The following is a 17,931-nucleotide window of genomic DNA, read 5'->3' on the forward strand; positions in this document are numbered from 1 at the left end:
GTGTGTCTTCAATATTAAATGTATTTAAAAATACTGTTTTGCATGTTCGCCTAAACGATGATTTTCCATTATTAGATAATGATCTAGCTCAGGAATAGTGATGATGACCATAATTACCAATGATTTAGGTCATGGTATGGGCAATGCCTGGGAAAATAAAGACTGGGCACATATTTCTGATCCAGAATTACAAAGCCTGCAGCAGCATTATTCCTGTTTACAAGGTCATATTCAGATTTTGTGGTGTAGTCCCCGGCCATTTTCATCTGCGGCGCTGGTCAAGGTGGAGCAGGATTTTGTGAGCAGGGATGAAGCAGTCGCGCATCAGTATTTGATCAAGCGCAGTCATTGTTCATTTCGTCGTGCCCACGATATTTTACAGGAGCATGCCGTTCTTCAGCATTTAGCCAGCAAAGAAATTCCTGTTGCAGCATTGATTAGGTCAAATCAAGATCTGACTGCTTTAGAGGTGGGTGACTGGACCTATGAAGTTTATGCAAAAGCAGCCGGTTTAGATCTGTATGCAGATCAGCAATCCTGGAAACCTTTTTTCTATGCTGAACATGCCGCCAAGGCAGGGGCTTTACTGGCCAGACTACATCTGGCGATGCAGGATTTTCCCGAACAGCAGGGCAGATCAGCATCTTATTTGGTTTCCAATCAGCAGCTTTTAGACAGTGAAAATATCATTACAGCCATTCAACAGCGCATTGCAAACAGTTCAGAATTAAGCCGTTATTTTGCCGATAAAAATTTAGATCCTTACTTTTTAGATCGAATCTTACAGGTTCACCAGCGTATTCAGCCTGTATTGCAACAGGCAAGCAAAATTTGGACCCATAACGATTTACACGCTTCTAATCTGTTTTGGTCAGCGCCGGATGCCAAAGCTGAAATTACTGCCGTAATTGATTTTGGTTTATCTGACCGAAACTCTGCACTTTATGATCTGGCTGTGACGATTGAACGTAATTTCATTGATTGGTTGGAATTAGAGCAGAGCCCACATATTCAGATTGATGAAGCTGGTTTAACCGCCTTTCTACATGCTTATTTTTCTGAAGTACATCCACAAGAAGATTTTAGTATTTTGCCAGAACTACTGAAAATCGTGCATTTGGATTTCGCTTTTTCAGAGCTTGAGTATTTTGTTGGGATTACTCAAAACCAGCAACATGCAGATGCTGCTTATTACGACTGGATTATCGGTCATGTGGACTGGTTCTTTGGCGAACAAGGTCAACAATTTACCCAGACCTTAACCCGGCCCATTCAAGATGAATTGCAATCTTCTCAATGCTCTCTCTAAACCCAGCATCATCACCCACTTCACAGACATAAGGTTTCGTATGAACACTCGTCAACTCAAACAGAATGTATTAACTCGATCTTTAAATATGATCATTCTGTCGCAGCTGTGTTTAGCCCCGCTGACTTATGCTGAAGACGCTGTGCAACAGCTTGACACGATTGTTATCACCGCCGATCAAAGCATTCCTTACTCGAGTGCCAAAGTGAATGTTGAAGGATTTGCTACGAACAGTCTGCAAAAACTCCCTGCATCGGTCTCTATCTTGACTGCCGATCTCATTGCTGAACAACATGCTCGTGTGCTGAGCGATGTGGTAAAAAATGATGCAGCCATCGGTGAGGGCTATGCTGCAATTGGCTATTATCCAAACTTTGTCTCGCGTGGCTTTGCACTCGATTTGGCATCAAGCTACCTCATTAATGGCAATGTGATTCGTGGTGAACAAAATGTTGCACTTGAAAACAAAGAACGTGTGGAAATTTTAAAAGGCATTTCCGCGATTCAAAGTGGTATGTCGACCCCGGGTGGTGTGGTCAATTATGTCACCAAGCGACCTAAAGATATCCAGGCCCTGACATTCTCTGCTGATCAACATGGACAGTTTTCAGTGGCAACTGATCTAGGTGGTTTTTGGGGTGATGAGCAACAATTCGGATATCGCATCAATCTGGTGAATGAACAGATTGAGTCTTATGTCGATCATGTGGATGGTGAACGCTATTTAGCGGCATTGGCCTTAGATTGGAAAACATCTGAGCAATCTAAATTGGAATTTGATCTTGAAGCACAGCGTTCCGAACAAAGATCAGTGCCAGGCTATCAATTACTCGATGGCAAAGTCCCAGAAAATGTGAAATGGGATCGATTGCTGGGTTACCAGACTTGGGGCAAACCGGTCACGATCGATAGTCTGAATAGCAGTTTAAAATATAGCTATGCTTTGAATAGTGACTGGAACCTGGGACTCGTTGCAGCACACAGTAAATCCAGAGTTGATGACTATTCAAGCTTTGCTTATGGTTATTATCGGGAAGGCTGTCTGGAAGAGTATTCCTGTAACACGTTTGGTAAAGCTGGCGAGTATGATATTTACGATTATCAGAATCCAGATGAAACCTTTAAAACCAACCAATTTAAAGTCAAACTAGATGGGGTGATTGATACCAATTGGGCGCAACATTATCTAAATTTTGATATTACACAAACCAATAAATCGCGAGATCGTTTTGCTGGTGTCAATGAATGGATTGGTGTAGGTAATATTTATACAGAAACCATAGATTTTTCCCCAGTAACAGCGAATGCTGGACCAAAATATCAAGCACTTAAAAGTAAACAAACTGCATTTACAGCATTAGACCGTATTGAATGGAATGAACATTGGACCACTTTAATTGGCGGAAAATGGATCGAGCTTGATGAGCAAGCACATGCTTATGATGCAGAGGGTAAGCAGGTAATAAAAGTCCGCGATACCGATTTAGCTAAATTTTTACCGCAATTCGCAATCAGCTATAGCCCCTTGGAATCGACTACCGTCTATGCCTCGTATGCCAAAGGCTTGTCAGATGGAAAATCAGCACCTTGGTTTGCAGAGAATGCTGCTGAAACCCTAGCACCGATCTACTCAGAGCAATATGAAATTGGTTTCAAACAACAGATCCATGATTTCCTGTTGACTGCAGCCGTTTTTGATTTACGTCAGGACAATCAATATAGCAAGCCGATTTCAGGACTTCGCTATTTTATTGCGGAAGGCGAACAGCATAGTCAGGGCCTGGAATTAGGACTAAATGGTGCATTAACCGACCATCTGGCCTTAACTTCATCTTTAGCCTTGATCAAAGCCCGTTTAGAAAATGTGGAAGCGGTTGAATATGGCCATCATCAAGCGCAAAACGTGCCAAAAGCTCGTTTCGCAACACATCTTCGCTATAACGTACCGAGCATTGCAGGTTTCACTGTTCTAGCAGGTGGTCAATACAGTTCCAGCAAATATGCCAACAAAGAGGGTGCTGCGAAAGTTGCAGGTTATAGTGTGGTTGATTTAGGCGCTGCTTATCAATTTAAGCTAAATACGACCGATGCATTGCTGCGCTTGAATATTAATAATCTGTTCAACAAGAAATACTGGCGTGATGCAGGTGAATTTTTGGGTGACGATTATTTATTCTTGGGTTCGCCGCGTACAGCAACCTTGTCATTCAATCTGAACTTCTAAATTGGCTGCTTAATCAGGTTATATTGCTATGGAAAATATAGAAATTGCAGCGTTCATTTTAAACGTTTTAGGTGTCTGGTTGACCTCCAAACAATATAAAGTCTGCTGGTTGGTGAATATTATCGCTGTATTTTCATATATGATTATTTTTTATCGTGTCAATTTATTTGTAGACGCAGCATTACAAGCCGTATTTATCTTGATGCAACTGTATGGCTGGTATAGCTGGTCGAAGAAAAATCATGACCAGGCTATCACCGTGCAGATTGGCTATTTGAATAAAAAAATCTGGGTATATAGCCTGATTGTGGGTATCGTCGCGGGTCTGGTGATTGGCGCCTTATTTGCTCATTTCACCGCAGCGTCACTACCTTGGTTGGATTCCATGTTAGCCTCTTTTAGCTTGGTGGCAAGTTATTGGGCGGCAAAAAAATATATTGAAAGCTGGGGATTATGGTGTGTTCTAGATGTGATTTATGTTGGCATGTATAGCTATAAGTCACTGTATTTAACAGCCGTACTTTATTTTATTTTTATTCTTCTGGCACTGAATGGCTGGAGAATGTGGCGAAATCTTTATAGAGTGAAATTATCTTGAAATGACACTATTGCAAATAGAAATTTGAGGTGATGCTCTTTCCTTTAAAAAAAGTATTTATAGACTAAAAACTTTATTTGAATTGGCCGCAGCTTGAAGATGTTGCTGATATTTTGTGAAAGCTAGCTACCATACATTCAAAGCGAACCGAAGTTCGCTTTGAATGTATTTCACTTCTTAAAAGAACCCGGCTGGTTTGGTCGAATAGCTGACTAGCAAGTTTTTAGTCTGCTGATAATGATCCAGCATCATTCTGTGATTCTCACGCCCAATCCCTGACTTTTTATAACCGCCGAAAGCCGCATGCGCAGGGTAAATGTGATAACAGTTGGTCCAGACCCGACCGGCCTGAATGGCTCGACCGGCACGGTAAGAGGTATGCGCTGAGCGTGACCAGACACCGGCACCGAGTCCATAAATCGTATCATTGGCGATCTTGATCGCATCATCAAAGTCTTTAAAGGTGGTCACAGCCAATACAGGCCCGAAGATTTCATCCTGGAAGGTCTTCATGTCATTGGTGCCTTTAAAGATAGTCGGCTCAATATAGAAACCTTGACCCACTTCCTGACGTGCTTCACCACCAGTCAGGATCTGTGCGCCTTCTTCACGACCAGTGGCAATACAGCCCAGAATCTTGTCCTGCTGTTCCTGTGAGGCTTGCGCGCCAATCATGGTGTCAGTATCCAGCGGATGCCCGGTTTTAATCCGTTTCACCCGTTCAACGGCACGCGCCAGAAATTCGTCAGCAATACTTTCCTGGATCAGCGCACGCGATGGACAGGTGCAGATTTCACCTTGGTTCAGGGCAAACATGGCAAAACCTTCCAGCGCTTTGTCCAGATAATCGTCTTCCTGATCCATAATGTCGGCAAAGAACAAGTTTGGTGATTTACCGCCAAGTTCCAGAGTCACCGGAATAATATTTTCAGTCGCATATTGCATGATCATCTGACCCACTGCGGTGGAACCGGTAAAGGCAATCTTGGAAATACGGGGATTGGTCGCCAGTGGACGGCCGACTTCGACCCCGTAGCCATTGACGATGTTCAACACGCCCGGTGGCAAAATATCCTGAATCAGTTCAGCCAGCACCAGAATGCTGACCGGAGTCTGTTCTGCAGGTTTCAACACAATGCAGTTGCCCGCAGCCAGGGCAGGTGCCAGTTTCCAGGCAGCCATCAGAATCGGAAAGTTCCACGGGATAATCTGACCCACGACGCCCAACGGCTCATGAAAATGATAAGCAATCGTATCTTCATCAATTTCGGAAATGCCGCCTTCCTGCGCACGAATACAGCCGGCAAAATAACGGAAATGGTCAATAGCCAGCGGAATATCGGCAGCCAGCGTTTCACGGATCGGTTTGCCATTGTCCCAGGTTTCTGCCACTGCCAGCAGTTCCAGATTTTGTTCCAGACGATCGGCAATTTTCAACAGAATATTGGAGCGGGTGGTCGGCGATGCTCTGTTCCATTGTTCTTTGGCTTTGTGCGCTGCATCCATGGCCAATTCAATGTCTTCTACAGAAGAACGCGGAACCTTGGTAAAGACTTTGCCATCTACCGGAGAGATGTTGTCAAAGTATTCACCTTTGACCGGAGCGACCCATTCGCCGCCAATAAAATTCTCGTATTGTGCTTTAAAATGAACTTTTGAATCAGGTTGATTAGGATCGACGTAACGCATATTTATTTCCTTTGCTTATTTTCGTATGGCAAAACCGCTTCTACAGCTTTGGTATAAGGTACTTCTGCACCTTATTTGATTAATATAACTGGTATAAGGTTGGAAAAAGGTTGGGGCTAGCATGTTCACGATATTTTCATCCATTTTAAAAAAATAACGATTACAGCGGATGTAAATCATGAATTGTTGTGAGAATAAGGAATGATGACAAAACAAGATTTGATGGAAAAAAGGCACAATACTGATCAGCTTCGGCAAAACAGCAGTTTGTCTCCCTTACATGCAGAACAGCTGGGACAGAGTATTGCCAGCTCCTGGCAACGTTCATCCTCGGCTGAAATCCCGAAGAATCGTTTAGCAGCACCGCTGACGGATTTAAAAAAGACCACTTCTTCCTCAACTTTAGCCCAAGCCCTGCAACATTGTGCTCAGGATTTAAAACATATTGCCGAGCAATCTTCTATGGTGCTGGCGGTCGGAGATATCGGCAGCACCATCATTTGGGCAGCTTCTAGCCCACAAATGCAAAGTGCCGCAGAAAGTGTACATTTTATTGAAGGTGGGCAATGGCGCGAAGAGCTAGTCGGAACCAATGCATTGGCATTATCCTTAAAAACTCAACAATCCAGCTGTGTCTTTTCCAGTGAACATTACATGTCCTCCATTCATGATTGGGTTTGTTACGCTGCCCCGATTATTGATCCCTATTCAAAACAGGTCTTAGGTGTCATTGATCTGTCGACTACCTGGCCAAAGCATAACAGTTTAGCACTACTAGCTGCGGAGCGCTGTGCTACGATCATCCAGTCGGCTCTACTAGAATGCCAGAAGCAGCGCCTGTTTATTCGGGCTTTTTCAGTACCTCAAGTGCTGTTTAATGGCAAGGTGCTGGTTCTGACTCCTCGACAGATTGAAATTCTGACCATTCTAGCCTTATGTCCGCAGGGTCTGAGTCTAGATATCTTGCATCAAGCCTTATATGGCGAGCGCAAGGTCAGTATGGGGACTTTAAAAGCAGAAATGTCACAGTTACGCGATGTATTAGGTGGTATGCTGGGTTCCAGACCCTATCGTTTATTGGCGCATGTAGAGGCTGATTTTTTAATGACAGAGCAATCTTTAGATGCTGGGTATATCGATTCAGCCTTGAAATTATGTACCGGCGTATTTCTGGCCAAAACAGAAAGTCCATTTCTATGCGCTTGGAGAGATTGTCTGGAATCACGCCTGAGCGATGCCATTTTCAAGGCTAATGAAACCGATGTCTTGCTGAAACATGTGGCACATTTTCCTGAAGCGATTGATGCTGTAGAACGCCTGATTGAACTGATGCCCAAAAACCATCCCGTTCATCAGACTCTGTTAAAATATAAAAATCTTTAAAGCTGATGTAACTGTCGGTACAAAGCTAAACAGTTAAAATAGGAATATTCTGGAATATTAAGTATTATCCTTGCTTACTGTGAGTTTACTTATTAATTTAGACTGAACCTGATCCTAAAATTTTTATCAGTGGCTACCCAGTTTGCTGTTTGCCTAGATGCTTGATATCAGCTACGCTCACCTTCATGTCATTTGAAGGACGCGCAGTTTATTCCTCAGGGATCAAATATAATCGTAAGATAATACGCTATGAAATTTTATTTATGGCTAGAACGGGCTAAAAAAATAGTGGCATTTTTCTACCATGGGATTAATGTCGATATTCATAATGAAAGGGGCCTGATAAAAAAGAAACACCCCCCGCTTTTATCCTCTTATGAAGGCAAAAGGATCAGCCAGGAACAGGAAAATGCATGTCTGCTCTTGGCACACTTCCTCAGGAAGTGAAACAGGGGCTGTTGAAAATGTAAGTCAGATACTTGGAGAGAATACTTACATTGAGGTACTACATCGCCGCTTTAAAAATATCTACCACTTGGGCATGGTTGGCTTTACGTGGATTGGTCAACATGCAGGCATCTTTTTGTGCATTTTCCGCCATGATGGCCAAGTCAGCTTCTTTTACATTCAATTCCGTCAGCCCAGATGGAATACCAATTGAAGCCGAAAGCTGACGAATGGCGCCAATCGCTTCATAAGCTGCTCCAGTTACGGTTAAACCTTCTGTATTCACCCCCATCAATTGGGCAATTTTGGCATAACGTTCAGGACAAGCAATCAGGTTAAATTCACAAACATGGGGGAGCAGAATTGCATTACAAACACCATGCGGCAAGTTGTAGAAGCCTCCGAGCTGATGTGCCATCGCATGCACATATCCTAAAGAGGCGTTGTTAAAGGCCATTCCGGCAAGATATTGGGCATAGCTCATGGCATCCCGTGCTTCCAAATTATCCCCATTCGCCACTGCCAGGCTAAGCCATTCGCTGATCATGGTAATCGCCTTTTCTGCACAGGCATCAGTGATTGGATTTGCTGCCGTAGACACATAAGCTTCTATTGCATGCGTCAAGGCATCCATACCTGTTGCCGCAGTCAGCCCTGCAGGTTTGGCCAACATAAGTTTAGGGTCATCAATCGCAATGAGTGGTGTACAACGCCAATCTACAATCGCCATTTTCACATGGGTATCGGTATTGGTAATGATACAGAAACGTGTCATCTCCGAAGCTGTCCCTGCCGTGGTATTGATTGCAATCAGTGGTGTCATCGGGACGGTACTTTTATCAATCCCTTCATAATCACGGATATGTCCGCCACCTGCAGTGACTAGGCCAATGCCTTTGGAACAGTCATGTGATGAACCCCCACCTAACGATACAATAAAATCACAGGCATTTTCATTATAAGCTGTAACTCCATGATGCACGTTAATATCAGTTGGATTGGGTTCCGCGCCTGAGAAAATATAACTGTCAACACCCGCCTCTTTCAAATAATTTGCAATCTCATCTGCAACACCAAATTTAAACAGCCCCGCATCAGTTACAATCAGCGCTTTCTTGGCACCTAAATTTTGTGCTTTTATCCCGATTTCTTTAGCACAGCCCGGACCAAAAAGTGAAACACAGGGAATATAAAAACCGTTAGTTTGATCTGAAATTTTTTTAAAAGCCATGGCGTGATTCCTTCTACCATTAATTGATTATTTTATCGGTGACCCTCACCGTAATATAAGTATTGGATGAAGTGAAAAAGAATCCTACCTACCAAATACCTACCAATTTAAATTTCTGATTCTAGCCAAAATAATAAATCTGAAATATTTAAAAGTAGGTTGGCAAGGTTTAGCAGATACTGAGTAGATTGGTTCAATAGAGGGCATGTAAGTAGCGCACTAGGCTGTTTACTACTTTCTGATTTTAAATAAATACTAAAATGCTTTATTCATTTTTAAGATAAAGATAAACAGTACAGGGCTTAGAAATACCCATAAAGCCACAAAGCTAATACTGGAGCTAAACTGGGTACGTAATAAAAACATCGCGACGAATAAGAAAATACCCGCAGTGAATTTAGTGTGCGTAGGAAAATTAGCTAAAAAAGCGTAACGAGATTTTCGGGTTTTTAGGATCTGCTTTGCACTTACCGCATAAAAGGCAAAGCAGCTTAGCCAAAGCAGACCGATCACTGCAATCCATATCATGTGGAAGACTCCTGCTGTACGGCTTTCAGTTTGGTCTGGATTTTCTTAATAGCCTTTTGCTGAATGGGCGTAATTTTCTGGTGTAACAATAGGGCGAGAAGTGCCAAGCTCCACAACATCAGATCAATACGCAAAAAAGGCCAATAAGTCGCAAAAGAATCAACATATTGCTGGGAAACTAAATAATAAATATCAATCAGGGGAATTATAAAGGCAGTACCAATCAGGATTTTAAGCTGAATTTTCCATAAATATTGCTGCGGTGTTAAACATGCCAGAATGAAACTGCCGAGCCAAATACTGAAAAAACTATAAATCTCATAATTTGGTGCACCTACAGGGATGCTGATAAAACGATTCGCATAGAGATAAGCCAGCATGGCAATCGGCAAGCCAAGTATCATGGTGATATTCAAGCGGTTCACCAAATAATGTCCGAGATGAAACCGCGCTGATTTTTTCTGCATCTGGCGTTTCAGACTCCACAGCAGCAGACCGGAGGCAATCATGGCGCAGCCCAATAGGCCAGAAAAAAACAGTCCTAAGCGTAAGACTGGCTCGGCAAAACGTGCCATATGCAAACCATACATGCCGGCATTGAGTGTGGCAATTGCACTTTCATTGCGTGTACTTTCAAGCAATTTTCCGGTAGCTGCATTTAAAATAAGCTGTGCCTGATTTCGGGTAATGGAATGATCTTGGAGTTGGGTTAATGTTATTTGTGCCAGCTGGGTATTGGGCTGCTTGACCGTGATATTGTCAAATTCCGCATGTCCCCAGTGTTGCTGCGCCGTGCTAATAAAATGTTGAATTGGCAGCATCTCGGTTTTCACCGGAACCACAGAGTTGGCCAATACATTGACTGTGCGAATTTCTTCAAAATACTGAAAGGGATTGTCTGGATAGAGTTTTTTCATGCCGGAAGGCAGTACGATATAAAAGAAAATCGCCAGCCCGGTAAATGTCATGGTCAAAAAGAACGGCAGGGCAATCACTGAACTAACATTATGAAAATCCAGATAGGAGCGCTGCCCCTTAAATGCTCTTAAGGTAAAAAAGTCTGTCAGGATTTTTTTATGGGTAATGATTCCTGAAATCAGAGTCAATAACATGATAAAGGCAGCAATCGTCACAATCAGCCGACCAATGGTGTAGGGCATACCATAGAGCTGAAAATGAAAATTATAGAAAAAATCTCCCCCTTGGGTGGCCGAGAGGTTTAATTCTTTTCCTGTCGAAGCATCCAGGGTTTTGACTTCATAGCCACCATCCGCTTTTTGCCAGTAGACTTTATTCACAGGTGAATCTTGATTGGCGACTCCGATATACCAGTTTTGGGCGTCCGGTGCATGCTGCTGTAAATAGCTGTAAGCAGATTTTAAGGCAGTTTCCTGATTGACTTGTATTGAGGCAAATTCAGGCTGCATCCATATACTGATTTCATGCCGGTAATAGGTGACCGCGCCTGTTAAAAAGATCGCGAAGAGCAGCCAGCCAAAACTTAAACCTAACCATGAATGTAGCCATGCCATGGATTGACGGACAGATTTATGCATGGTTTAACCTATGAAGCGGGAGATGGTAAATAAGCTAAGGAAAGGAAGCAGGCTATAGACCGAAAGCTTTTTTAAACTCTGGATACAGAAGATGCCAATCACAAAACAGACATAAAAAATCAGGGCAATAACGGCGGCCAAATAGACGGATTCTGCTTTGGGCAGAAAAGCCTGTAGAAAGTAAGCCAGATCGAGTGCGATCAAATAACTGCACAAGTAGCCCATCCCAAAGCTCATGCCTAAGCGATAGAAAATGGCGAGTGGCTGCACTACAACAGACATCATATTTGGCCTTGAATAAATCTATACTGATGAAAATCTAAAAACTTAATAAACAAAACTTAAAGTCGTGACCAGATACTGTTTTTTATAGGCCTGCTGATTCAATTTTCCGGCCTTGTCTGCTTCTTTGCCAACTTCAATGACATATTGACCTTTCCATGGCGTGGCGATCGTAATCTGGCCTTGGCCGTTGGTGGTGTATTTTTTTAGCCAAAATTGCGGGGAAAAGACTGTGACTTCAACATCCGCAGCAGCTTTACCCTGATACAGTACCGTAAATGTATTGCTGTTGATCTGGGTCGGGACAATATCCAGTTCGGACTCTGCTTTCAAGTTTTGTCTGCCGGATTTGGCATGATAGCTCAGCAATGATTCTCCATAGATCAATTCATGAGTGAGCTGGACATCGGTCTGGCCTTGGGTTGTATAGAGCAAATGATCCTGTTGCATTTGAGGACTAAATGTTTTTTTGGCCTGAACGGCCTTTGCCTGATTGAAAGACTTGAGGGCACCTTGCTGCGTTTCTTTGAGCTGTTCACTATATTCACCAAAGAACGCATGAGTCTGCTGATTTGTGCCACGTTCTAGCCAAAGCATATGCGCCTGAGCTGAAAGTGTCATAGACAGTCCAAGGGTCAAAGCGATCATTTTTTTCATTTGTTTTACCTATTTTTGTGTATGTAGTGATGATTTAGCCCTGAACATGTCATTAAGGCTAAGCTTGAAAATCAGTATTTAAATTTCACGGCAACGCTGTAATTCGCTGGTGCACCATAAAAACCTTGCTGATTGGGGAAATTGAACAGATATTTTTCATTGGTCAGGTTATTACCATTGGCTTGCAAGGTCATATGCTCATTCAGCTCATAGCTGGCCATTAAGTTCACGAGCGCATAAGCATCCTGCTCAATGATTCCAGCTTTCTGGGTAATCACTCCATTGGCGGTTGCTTCAGGCACATCTAGATAGGTCTGATCTTGCCACTGCACACCAAGGCCCAGTTTCAGTTTTGGAAGTTGCGGCACCTGATAGGTAGTTAAAAGATTAAAAGACTGGGTTGGATTGAAGGTACGCGCATCACCGCCATTGATCAGATCTTTCAGGCTAAATTGGGTATAACCAAAGCTTAAGTTAAAATGGTCGGTCAGTTGTCCCGCCAAGCCAAACTCGTAGCCTTGGGAACGTAGGTCACTGACCTGAGTTGTGCGTAAAGTCGGGATACCATCAGAATCACGAAGCGGATAATTACTTTGCTCCGTTCTGAACACAGCCATGGTGGCGGTAAGCTTGTCATCTAGCCAAGAACCTTTGACTCCGACTTCATAGCTTTCACCTTCGATCGGTTTGTTAATGCTGCCATCATCTGCTTTGGTGGTTTGCGGACGGAAAATCGAGGTATAACTCAGATAGCCTGTATATTCAGGGCTAAAGTTATAGGTCAAACCGGCATAGGGTAAAACTTTATCTTCATCATAAATGGTGTCGGTCCCATAACTGCTACCACTGCTTTCAGCCTGAACATAGTTCGCACCTAAAAGCAGTTTCAGATCATCATTCAGATGCAGTCGGGTCGCAGCATAAAGGCTCTGGTTCTTCTGCCGGATATGCATTTCCCCACTGGTTTTCGATAGATCCCAGCTTGGTTCTTCTGGTGTAAAGCTGGCTAAATCTGTGGTCAGCGGATTGACAAAGCTGCCAGCATAACCCAATTCATCCAGACGATTTTTGGCCCAGACATAGCCCAATGAGGCTTCATGGCGTTGTCCCCAAAGCGGATAGGTGCCGCTAAAACTCAGGCTGGCTTGTTGTTCTGTATTGTCATCAATATACATGCCTGGGTAGAGGAAGATACCTGAAGTGCCATTTGCGCCAGGTTTGCCGGACAGAAACAAGAGCTTTGAATCGCGTTGTGTACGTTTTTCATCATAGGTCAGTTTGGCTGTCCAGTCGCCACCCAGTTTTTGTTCAAGCTCGGCAAAGTAACTTTTAATATTGCTATCCCAGTGGGCCCAGCTTGGACTGTAATTATAATTCCGTGAGTAACTGAGCTGCTCGCCTTCAGTATTGATCAGTGGATTAGAACCCCAATTCACACCATTCGGCTTGTGATTGGTTTCGGTATAGCCTGCGGTCAATAGGGTTGTGTCAGTTACATCTGCCTCCACAACAGCACCTATGCCGTTTTTTTCCAGTTCATAACGATCCAGATAACTGTCACCATTCTGTTGATAGCCAAATACACGGCCTCTGATTTTTCCATCCTGGGTGAGAGGAGAGGATATATCTGCTTCATAGCGCTGCGTATTCCATGAACCGTAACTGGCATTCAAGGCTGCCTGAAGTTCCTGAGTAGGGCGTTTGCGAATCATGTTAATGGTTGCACCAGGATCGCCAATTCCATTATTTAAGGCATTTGCGCCTTTCACCACTTCGATACGGTCAAACAAAAAACTGTCCGGATTATCATTATTATAATTATAGCCTTCGAGTGGAATACCAACGCCATCCACTAAAACATTCGAAATCTCGAAACCTCGGGCAAGGTAGGAGCTCCGTTCCGTTTCCTGATTGCTGACGATAATGCCAGGGGTATTGCGCAGTACTTCCCGGGTATTATCTAAGGCAAAGTCATCCAGTTGCTGGCGAGTGATGACATTGACTGTTTGCGGCGTTTCCTTGAGTGGAATATTCAGTTTTGAGGCGGTTGACGAATTTTGGATGATATAAGCCTTACTCTGTTCGGAGCTGAGCTCACTCTGTTCTGATTCCGCTGTAACTGTAATCGTCGGTAATTGCTGAGTATCATCGGCAAAACTTTGCTGGGACACTAAAATTGCAAGACTAAGAAGAGAAAGCTTAAATGATGGAGGAACGGTATAAAACATTTTAGTTAATGTAAATGATAATAATTATCAGTAATATTATTGTTTAATATCTCTTAAAGCAATCTCAATATAATAGGAAATCCAAATGAAAAATGAGTTAATGATAGGTAAATCTACAAATAAAAGTTTAATGTAAGAAGTAGGGAACAATAAAATATCACTGTTAAAAAAAGATGTTATTACCTTACTTTTGTGCTCCTGAACCAATTTGTTTATATACTGCACTATAAATTTTCAAATCCTCAATCTGGAGTGACTTTGTTGCATAAAGGCTTCAGAGATAGATCTTTTCTAAGTTACTCGAATTCAAGTGACAACTTGGGTATGAGGTCGACCTAATTCCGTTAATTTATCGCCTAATAATTTAATGCAATACATTTTGGTTTTGACCAAACTTCGCCGATGATAGCCTGACCATTTCTTCCATAGTGTCCTGCCTAAACATTTAACGGTTCGAAGTAATTCATTTCGCTCTTGCGAATGAACTTTTGTAGTTTTCTAAGGCTTTGCATTTTTTCTGGAGGGAACTACCGCATATGCTTACCGGTCTGCAATGACTTGACGGCATTGCTTGGTGTTATAAGCCTCGTCTGTATAAACTGAATCAATCTGTTCATCCAACGGAATTTGATCAAGTAACTCCCCAAGGATTCGTGAATCACTCACATTATTCGTTGTGAGCTGAACTGCTCGTATATGAAGAGTTTTAGCATCTATAGTGGGTATTGGTATGTTGAATGTAGTTCGGAAATTCTGTAATCGAGCCATGGCTTTGTAATAGGGTGGCCAGTGACATCACATATTTGTAGGCATTCAAGGCAGTTTCAGCTCGTAGTCCGCTCAGCATATTTTGTGCATCGATGACCTGTGTGGCGGTGCCCATATCTTCTTTAAAAGACAATTCTTGGATGCGTAAATTTTCCTGTGCGGCTTTCAAGTTTTGTGCCAGAAGTGCATCACTTTGCTGTGCACTGAGTGCTTCGCTATAAGATTTATAAATCAGATTTTCAATTTCTTGCTGGGTGCGTGCAGTGAGTAATTCTGTAGCAGAGCGTTTGAGTTCGGCAGCCTGAATATTCTTGTTTTTATCGATCCCGGAAAACAGGTTATAGCGTGCGGCAACTCCGACAATCCAGTTTTCATTTTGATCCAGACTATATTCGCCAAAAGCAAAAACATTCGGTTTTTTTGCCGCTTGCTGGGCTTTCACATTGGCTTGAGCCAATTGGGTATGCATGAATTAGCTCTACATGCTTTACATGTGGCACTGATGAAAGGCCAAGGTACACAATATTTATGGGTTGATTCAACAACTCTGCCAATTTGTAAAAATCAACGTATTTAGCGTCATAAATCATTAATCCAAATTGCATCACATGGTAGAAGCTCAATGGGCTGGTTTTATGGCTGTAAATTACGTATTGCGATGAATCAATTTGGTGAAATTGCCTGTTCTGCTTTATCGAATGGACATGTTGCTAATATAAAAATGGTTGAGCAATTGGTTGCTGGTATAGAAGCAAAACTTTACGGGGATCGAGGTTACATCAGCCAAGAATTAAAAATTAGATTGAAAGATCAAGGTATTGATTTAATTACTTATCATCGGAAGAATATGCAGGCTATTCAACTCTGTGCATCAGATAAATATCACTTAAGACAACGCAAAAAATAGAAATATTATTCGGCTTATTGAAGGGGCAATACAATTTAGTGACGAGTAAAGCACGTAGTCTTCATGGATTTCTGCGTGGAATTTACGCCTCACTATGTGCATATCAATTAACCCATCGAAATAAGCCAACAATTCAAATTAAGGAATCATCGGCTTAAGCAGGATTCGGGTTAAATAAGCTTTCAAAAATAGCTTGATACACTAAAGCTATTTTAAGCAGGCAATGAATATGAAAGAAAACGTTAAAGAAAAATAAAAAAAACAGCGTATGATTTACTCAATGGAATTTTAGATGATGCAGACAAGATGATCCGTAATGATTGGTCACGTGCCGAAATACAAGAAATTTATGACTTGCCTTTAATGGATTTACTGTTTCAGGCACAGCAAATTCATCGCCAAAACTTTGAACCGAATACTGTTCAGGTCAGTACTCTGCTTTCAATTAAAACGGGCCGTTGTCCGGAAGATTGTAAATACTGTTCGCAATCTGCACATTACGATACTGATCTGGAAATTGAAAAACGCGTAGAAGTACAAAAGGCGATTGCTGAAGCCAAACAGGCCAAAGCTTCCGGTTCGACCCGTTTCTGCATGGGCGCAGCATGGCGTAATCCGCATGAACGCGATATGCCGTATGTGCTGGAACTGGTGCAGGAAGTCAAGAAACTGGGCATGGAAACCTGTATGACTCTAGGAATGCTGAATGCCTCACAAGCGGAACGTCTGAAAGATGCAGGGCTAGATTATTATAACCACAACCTTGATACCTCACGTGAATATTATGCCAATGTCATCAGTACACGTAGCTTTGATGACCGCTTAAATACGCTTGATCATGTACGTGATGCCGGAATTAATGTCTGTAGTGGCGGTATTGTCGGCTTGGGCGAAGGCGTACAAGACCGGGTCGGTTTGTTGTTTGAACTAGCGACTATGCCGATTCACCCGGGTTCGGTGCCCATAAATATGTTGGTTCCTATTGAAGGCACACCACTGGCCGATGTTGAAAAACTGGATGTGATTGACTGGATTCGTACTATTGCGGTAGCACGGATTATTATGCCGAAGAGTTATATCCGCTTGTCGGCAGGTCGTGAATCTCTCTCTGACTCTGATCAGGCACTGGCATTTATGGCTGGAGCTAACTCATTATTTTCAGGTGATAAATTGCTTACTGCCCCGAACAGTGGTGAAGGTAAAGACAAAGCCTTGTTTGCTAAATTAGGCTTAAAAGCTGAAGCTGCCAAGAAAACAGCTAAAGAATTGGCTGTAGATGCGATGCAACCTGCTTAATTAATCGTGTAACAAACAGGGATCATTTCAACTTGAATTGGTCCCTTTTTTATTGGAACAGACAAAATGAAGATACTGATGATTACGGGTTGGGGGCTAGGAACAGCGGTCTTAACCCCGTTTGTAGAACAGTTGCGGCAGCAGCATCAAGTTAAAGTATGGGATATTTTCGATCCTAACGTAGAAAGTCTTTTGGCCGAAAAAGTCAGGCAGGCGAGTTCGTTTGATGTCTTGATGGGGTGGTCTTTGGGTGGACAGTTGGCACTTTTGCTGGCTAATGAAATCCAGCAACAATTGAAAATTGCCAAGCCAGTGATTTGCTGTATGTCAAATCCCTGTTTCGTGGCCAACGAAGCATGGCCACATGCAATGCCAGTTGAACAATATACACAATTTAAATCCTCCATACTGGCTGATCCAAAACGCGGGATGCAGCGCTTCTGTACCTTGGTCACTTTAGCTGGTGCAGCAGCGCGTGAACGTGCAAAATTATTGCACCAACAGTTAAATAGTATTGATTTAAACTATCAGATTAAGCATCTTTATCTCTTGCATCAATTAAATCTGGTGGATATCCTAAAAAATCATTCAGTCAAGATGCTATTTATATTTTCCGAGAACGACATGTTGGTTCCTTGCAAAGTTAGTCAAGAATCCGTGTTTTTAACAACCCAAAATCTGAATTTGGTAAAAATACAGGGCACGCACGATGCCATCCTTTTTGATGCCAAGTTACTCGTTGAGCCAATTTTAAAATTTTTAGCCGATCTGGCTTAAGCAAAAAGAGATTGGTAGCTCTTGACGTTTCATTTTCAGATTTAACGCGCT

The 17,931-nt window shown here is 42.6% G+C and carries 13 protein-coding genes and 3 pseudogenes; 7 read left to right on the forward strand and 9 right to left on the reverse strand.

Going from position 1 to position 17,931, the window contains the following annotated elements:
• Positions 1-103 precede the first annotated feature (103 nt).
• From J7649_RS15655 to pnuC, 3 genes are read left to right on the forward strand one after another with little or no spacing between them, the layout of a single operon-like run.
• On the forward strand, positions 104-1,309 hold the full coding sequence (locus tag J7649_RS15655) for a phosphotransferase enzyme family protein (protein WP_219310238.1): 1,206 nt from the start codon (positions 104-106) through the stop codon (positions 1,307-1,309).
• Between the two features lie 40 nt (positions 1,310-1,349).
• A complete protein-coding gene (locus J7649_RS15660) occupies positions 1,350-3,533 on the forward strand; it encodes a TonB-dependent siderophore receptor (protein WP_219310214.1) in 2,184 nt (727 codons plus the stop codon).
• A 28-nt stretch (positions 3,534-3,561) separates the two neighbouring features.
• A complete protein-coding gene (gene pnuC / locus J7649_RS15665) occupies positions 3,562-4,131 on the forward strand; it encodes a nicotinamide riboside transporter PnuC (protein ID WP_219310216.1) in 570 nt (189 codons plus the stop codon).
• 177 nt (positions 4,132-4,308) lie between these two features.
• Here the strand turns inward: pnuC and exaC are convergent, their stop codons facing one another.
• Positions 4,309-5,820: an acetaldehyde dehydrogenase ExaC gene (exaC, locus tag J7649_RS15670; protein ID WP_219310218.1), complete on the reverse strand. Its 1,512-nt coding sequence runs from the start codon at positions 5,818-5,820 to the stop codon at positions 4,309-4,311.
• Positions 5,821-6,021: 201 nt separating this feature from the next.
• On the opposite strand from exaC, the gene J7649_RS15675 reads away from it, so the two are divergent.
• A complete protein-coding gene (locus J7649_RS15675) occupies positions 6,022-7,203 on the forward strand; it encodes a sigma-54-dependent transcriptional regulator family protein (protein ID WP_219310220.1) in 1,182 nt (393 codons plus the stop codon).
• A 505-nt stretch (positions 7,204-7,708) separates the two neighbouring features.
• On the opposite strand, the gene mdh is transcribed toward J7649_RS15675, so the two are convergent.
• From mdh to J7649_RS15715, 8 genes and pseudogenes are all read right to left on the reverse strand, one after another.
• The gene (gene mdh / locus J7649_RS15680; RefSeq protein WP_219310222.1) at positions 7,709-8,881 is read right to left on the reverse strand and encodes an iron-dependent methanol dehydrogenase; all 1,173 of its coding nucleotides are present in this window, start codon (positions 8,879-8,881) and stop codon (positions 7,709-7,711) included.
• Between the two features lie 255 nt (positions 8,882-9,136).
• Positions 9,137-9,409 carry a hypothetical protein gene (locus J7649_RS15685; protein WP_219310224.1) on the reverse strand — a complete coding sequence of 91 codons (273 nt, stop codon included), beginning with the start codon at positions 9,407-9,409 and terminating at the stop codon, positions 9,137-9,139.
• Positions 9,406-10,965, reverse strand: coding sequence for a PepSY-associated TM helix domain-containing protein (locus tag J7649_RS15690; protein ID WP_219310227.1), 1,560 nt, complete (start codon positions 10,963-10,965; stop codon positions 9,406-9,408). The genes J7649_RS15685 and J7649_RS15690 overlap by 4 nt, the downstream gene beginning before the upstream one ends.
• A gap of 3 nt (positions 10,966-10,968) precedes the next feature.
• A complete protein-coding gene (locus J7649_RS15695; RefSeq protein WP_004647796.1) occupies positions 10,969-11,250 on the reverse strand; it encodes a hypothetical protein in 282 nt (93 codons plus the stop codon).
• 42 nt (positions 11,251-11,292) lie between these two features.
• Positions 11,293-11,904, reverse strand: coding sequence for a DUF4198 domain-containing protein (locus J7649_RS15700; protein ID WP_219310229.1), 612 nt, complete (start codon positions 11,902-11,904; stop codon positions 11,293-11,295).
• A gap of 71 nt (positions 11,905-11,975) precedes the next feature.
• A complete protein-coding gene (locus J7649_RS15705; RefSeq protein WP_219310230.1) occupies positions 11,976-14,132 on the reverse strand; it encodes a TonB-dependent siderophore receptor in 2,157 nt (718 codons plus the stop codon).
• A 306-nt stretch (positions 14,133-14,438) separates the two neighbouring features.
• Positions 14,439-14,849: pseudogene (locus J7649_RS15710) on the reverse strand (transposase); the annotation flags it as partial.
• Positions 14,839-15,369, reverse strand: a pseudogene (locus tag J7649_RS15715) (TolC family protein); the annotation flags it as partial. The pseudogenes J7649_RS15715 and J7649_RS15710, both read right to left, overlap by 11 nt.
• Here J7649_RS15715 and J7649_RS15720 point away from each other — a divergent pair.
• The 3 genes and pseudogenes from J7649_RS15720 to J7649_RS15730 form a co-directional block, all read left to right on the forward strand.
• A pseudogene (locus J7649_RS15720) lies at positions 15,358-15,965 on the forward strand (IS982 family transposase); the annotation flags it as partial. The pseudogenes J7649_RS15715 and J7649_RS15720 overlap by 12 nt on opposite strands.
• 148 nt (positions 15,966-16,113) lie before the next feature.
• Positions 16,114-17,103: a biotin synthase BioB gene (gene bioB / locus J7649_RS15725; protein ID WP_005093784.1), complete on the forward strand. Its 990-nt coding sequence runs from the start codon at positions 16,114-16,116 to the stop codon at positions 17,101-17,103.
• A 66-nt stretch (positions 17,104-17,169) separates the two neighbouring features.
• Entirely contained in the window at positions 17,170-17,880 is a 711-nt protein-coding gene (locus tag J7649_RS15730) for an alpha/beta hydrolase family protein (RefSeq protein WP_219310232.1), read from the forward strand.
• The last annotated feature ends 51 nt before the right edge of the window (positions 17,881-17,931 follow it).

Origin of the sequence: Acinetobacter lwoffii (genome assembly GCF_019343495.1) — a bacterium.
Classification (GTDB): Bacteria; Pseudomonadota; Gammaproteobacteria; order Pseudomonadales; family Moraxellaceae; genus Acinetobacter; species Acinetobacter lwoffii_P.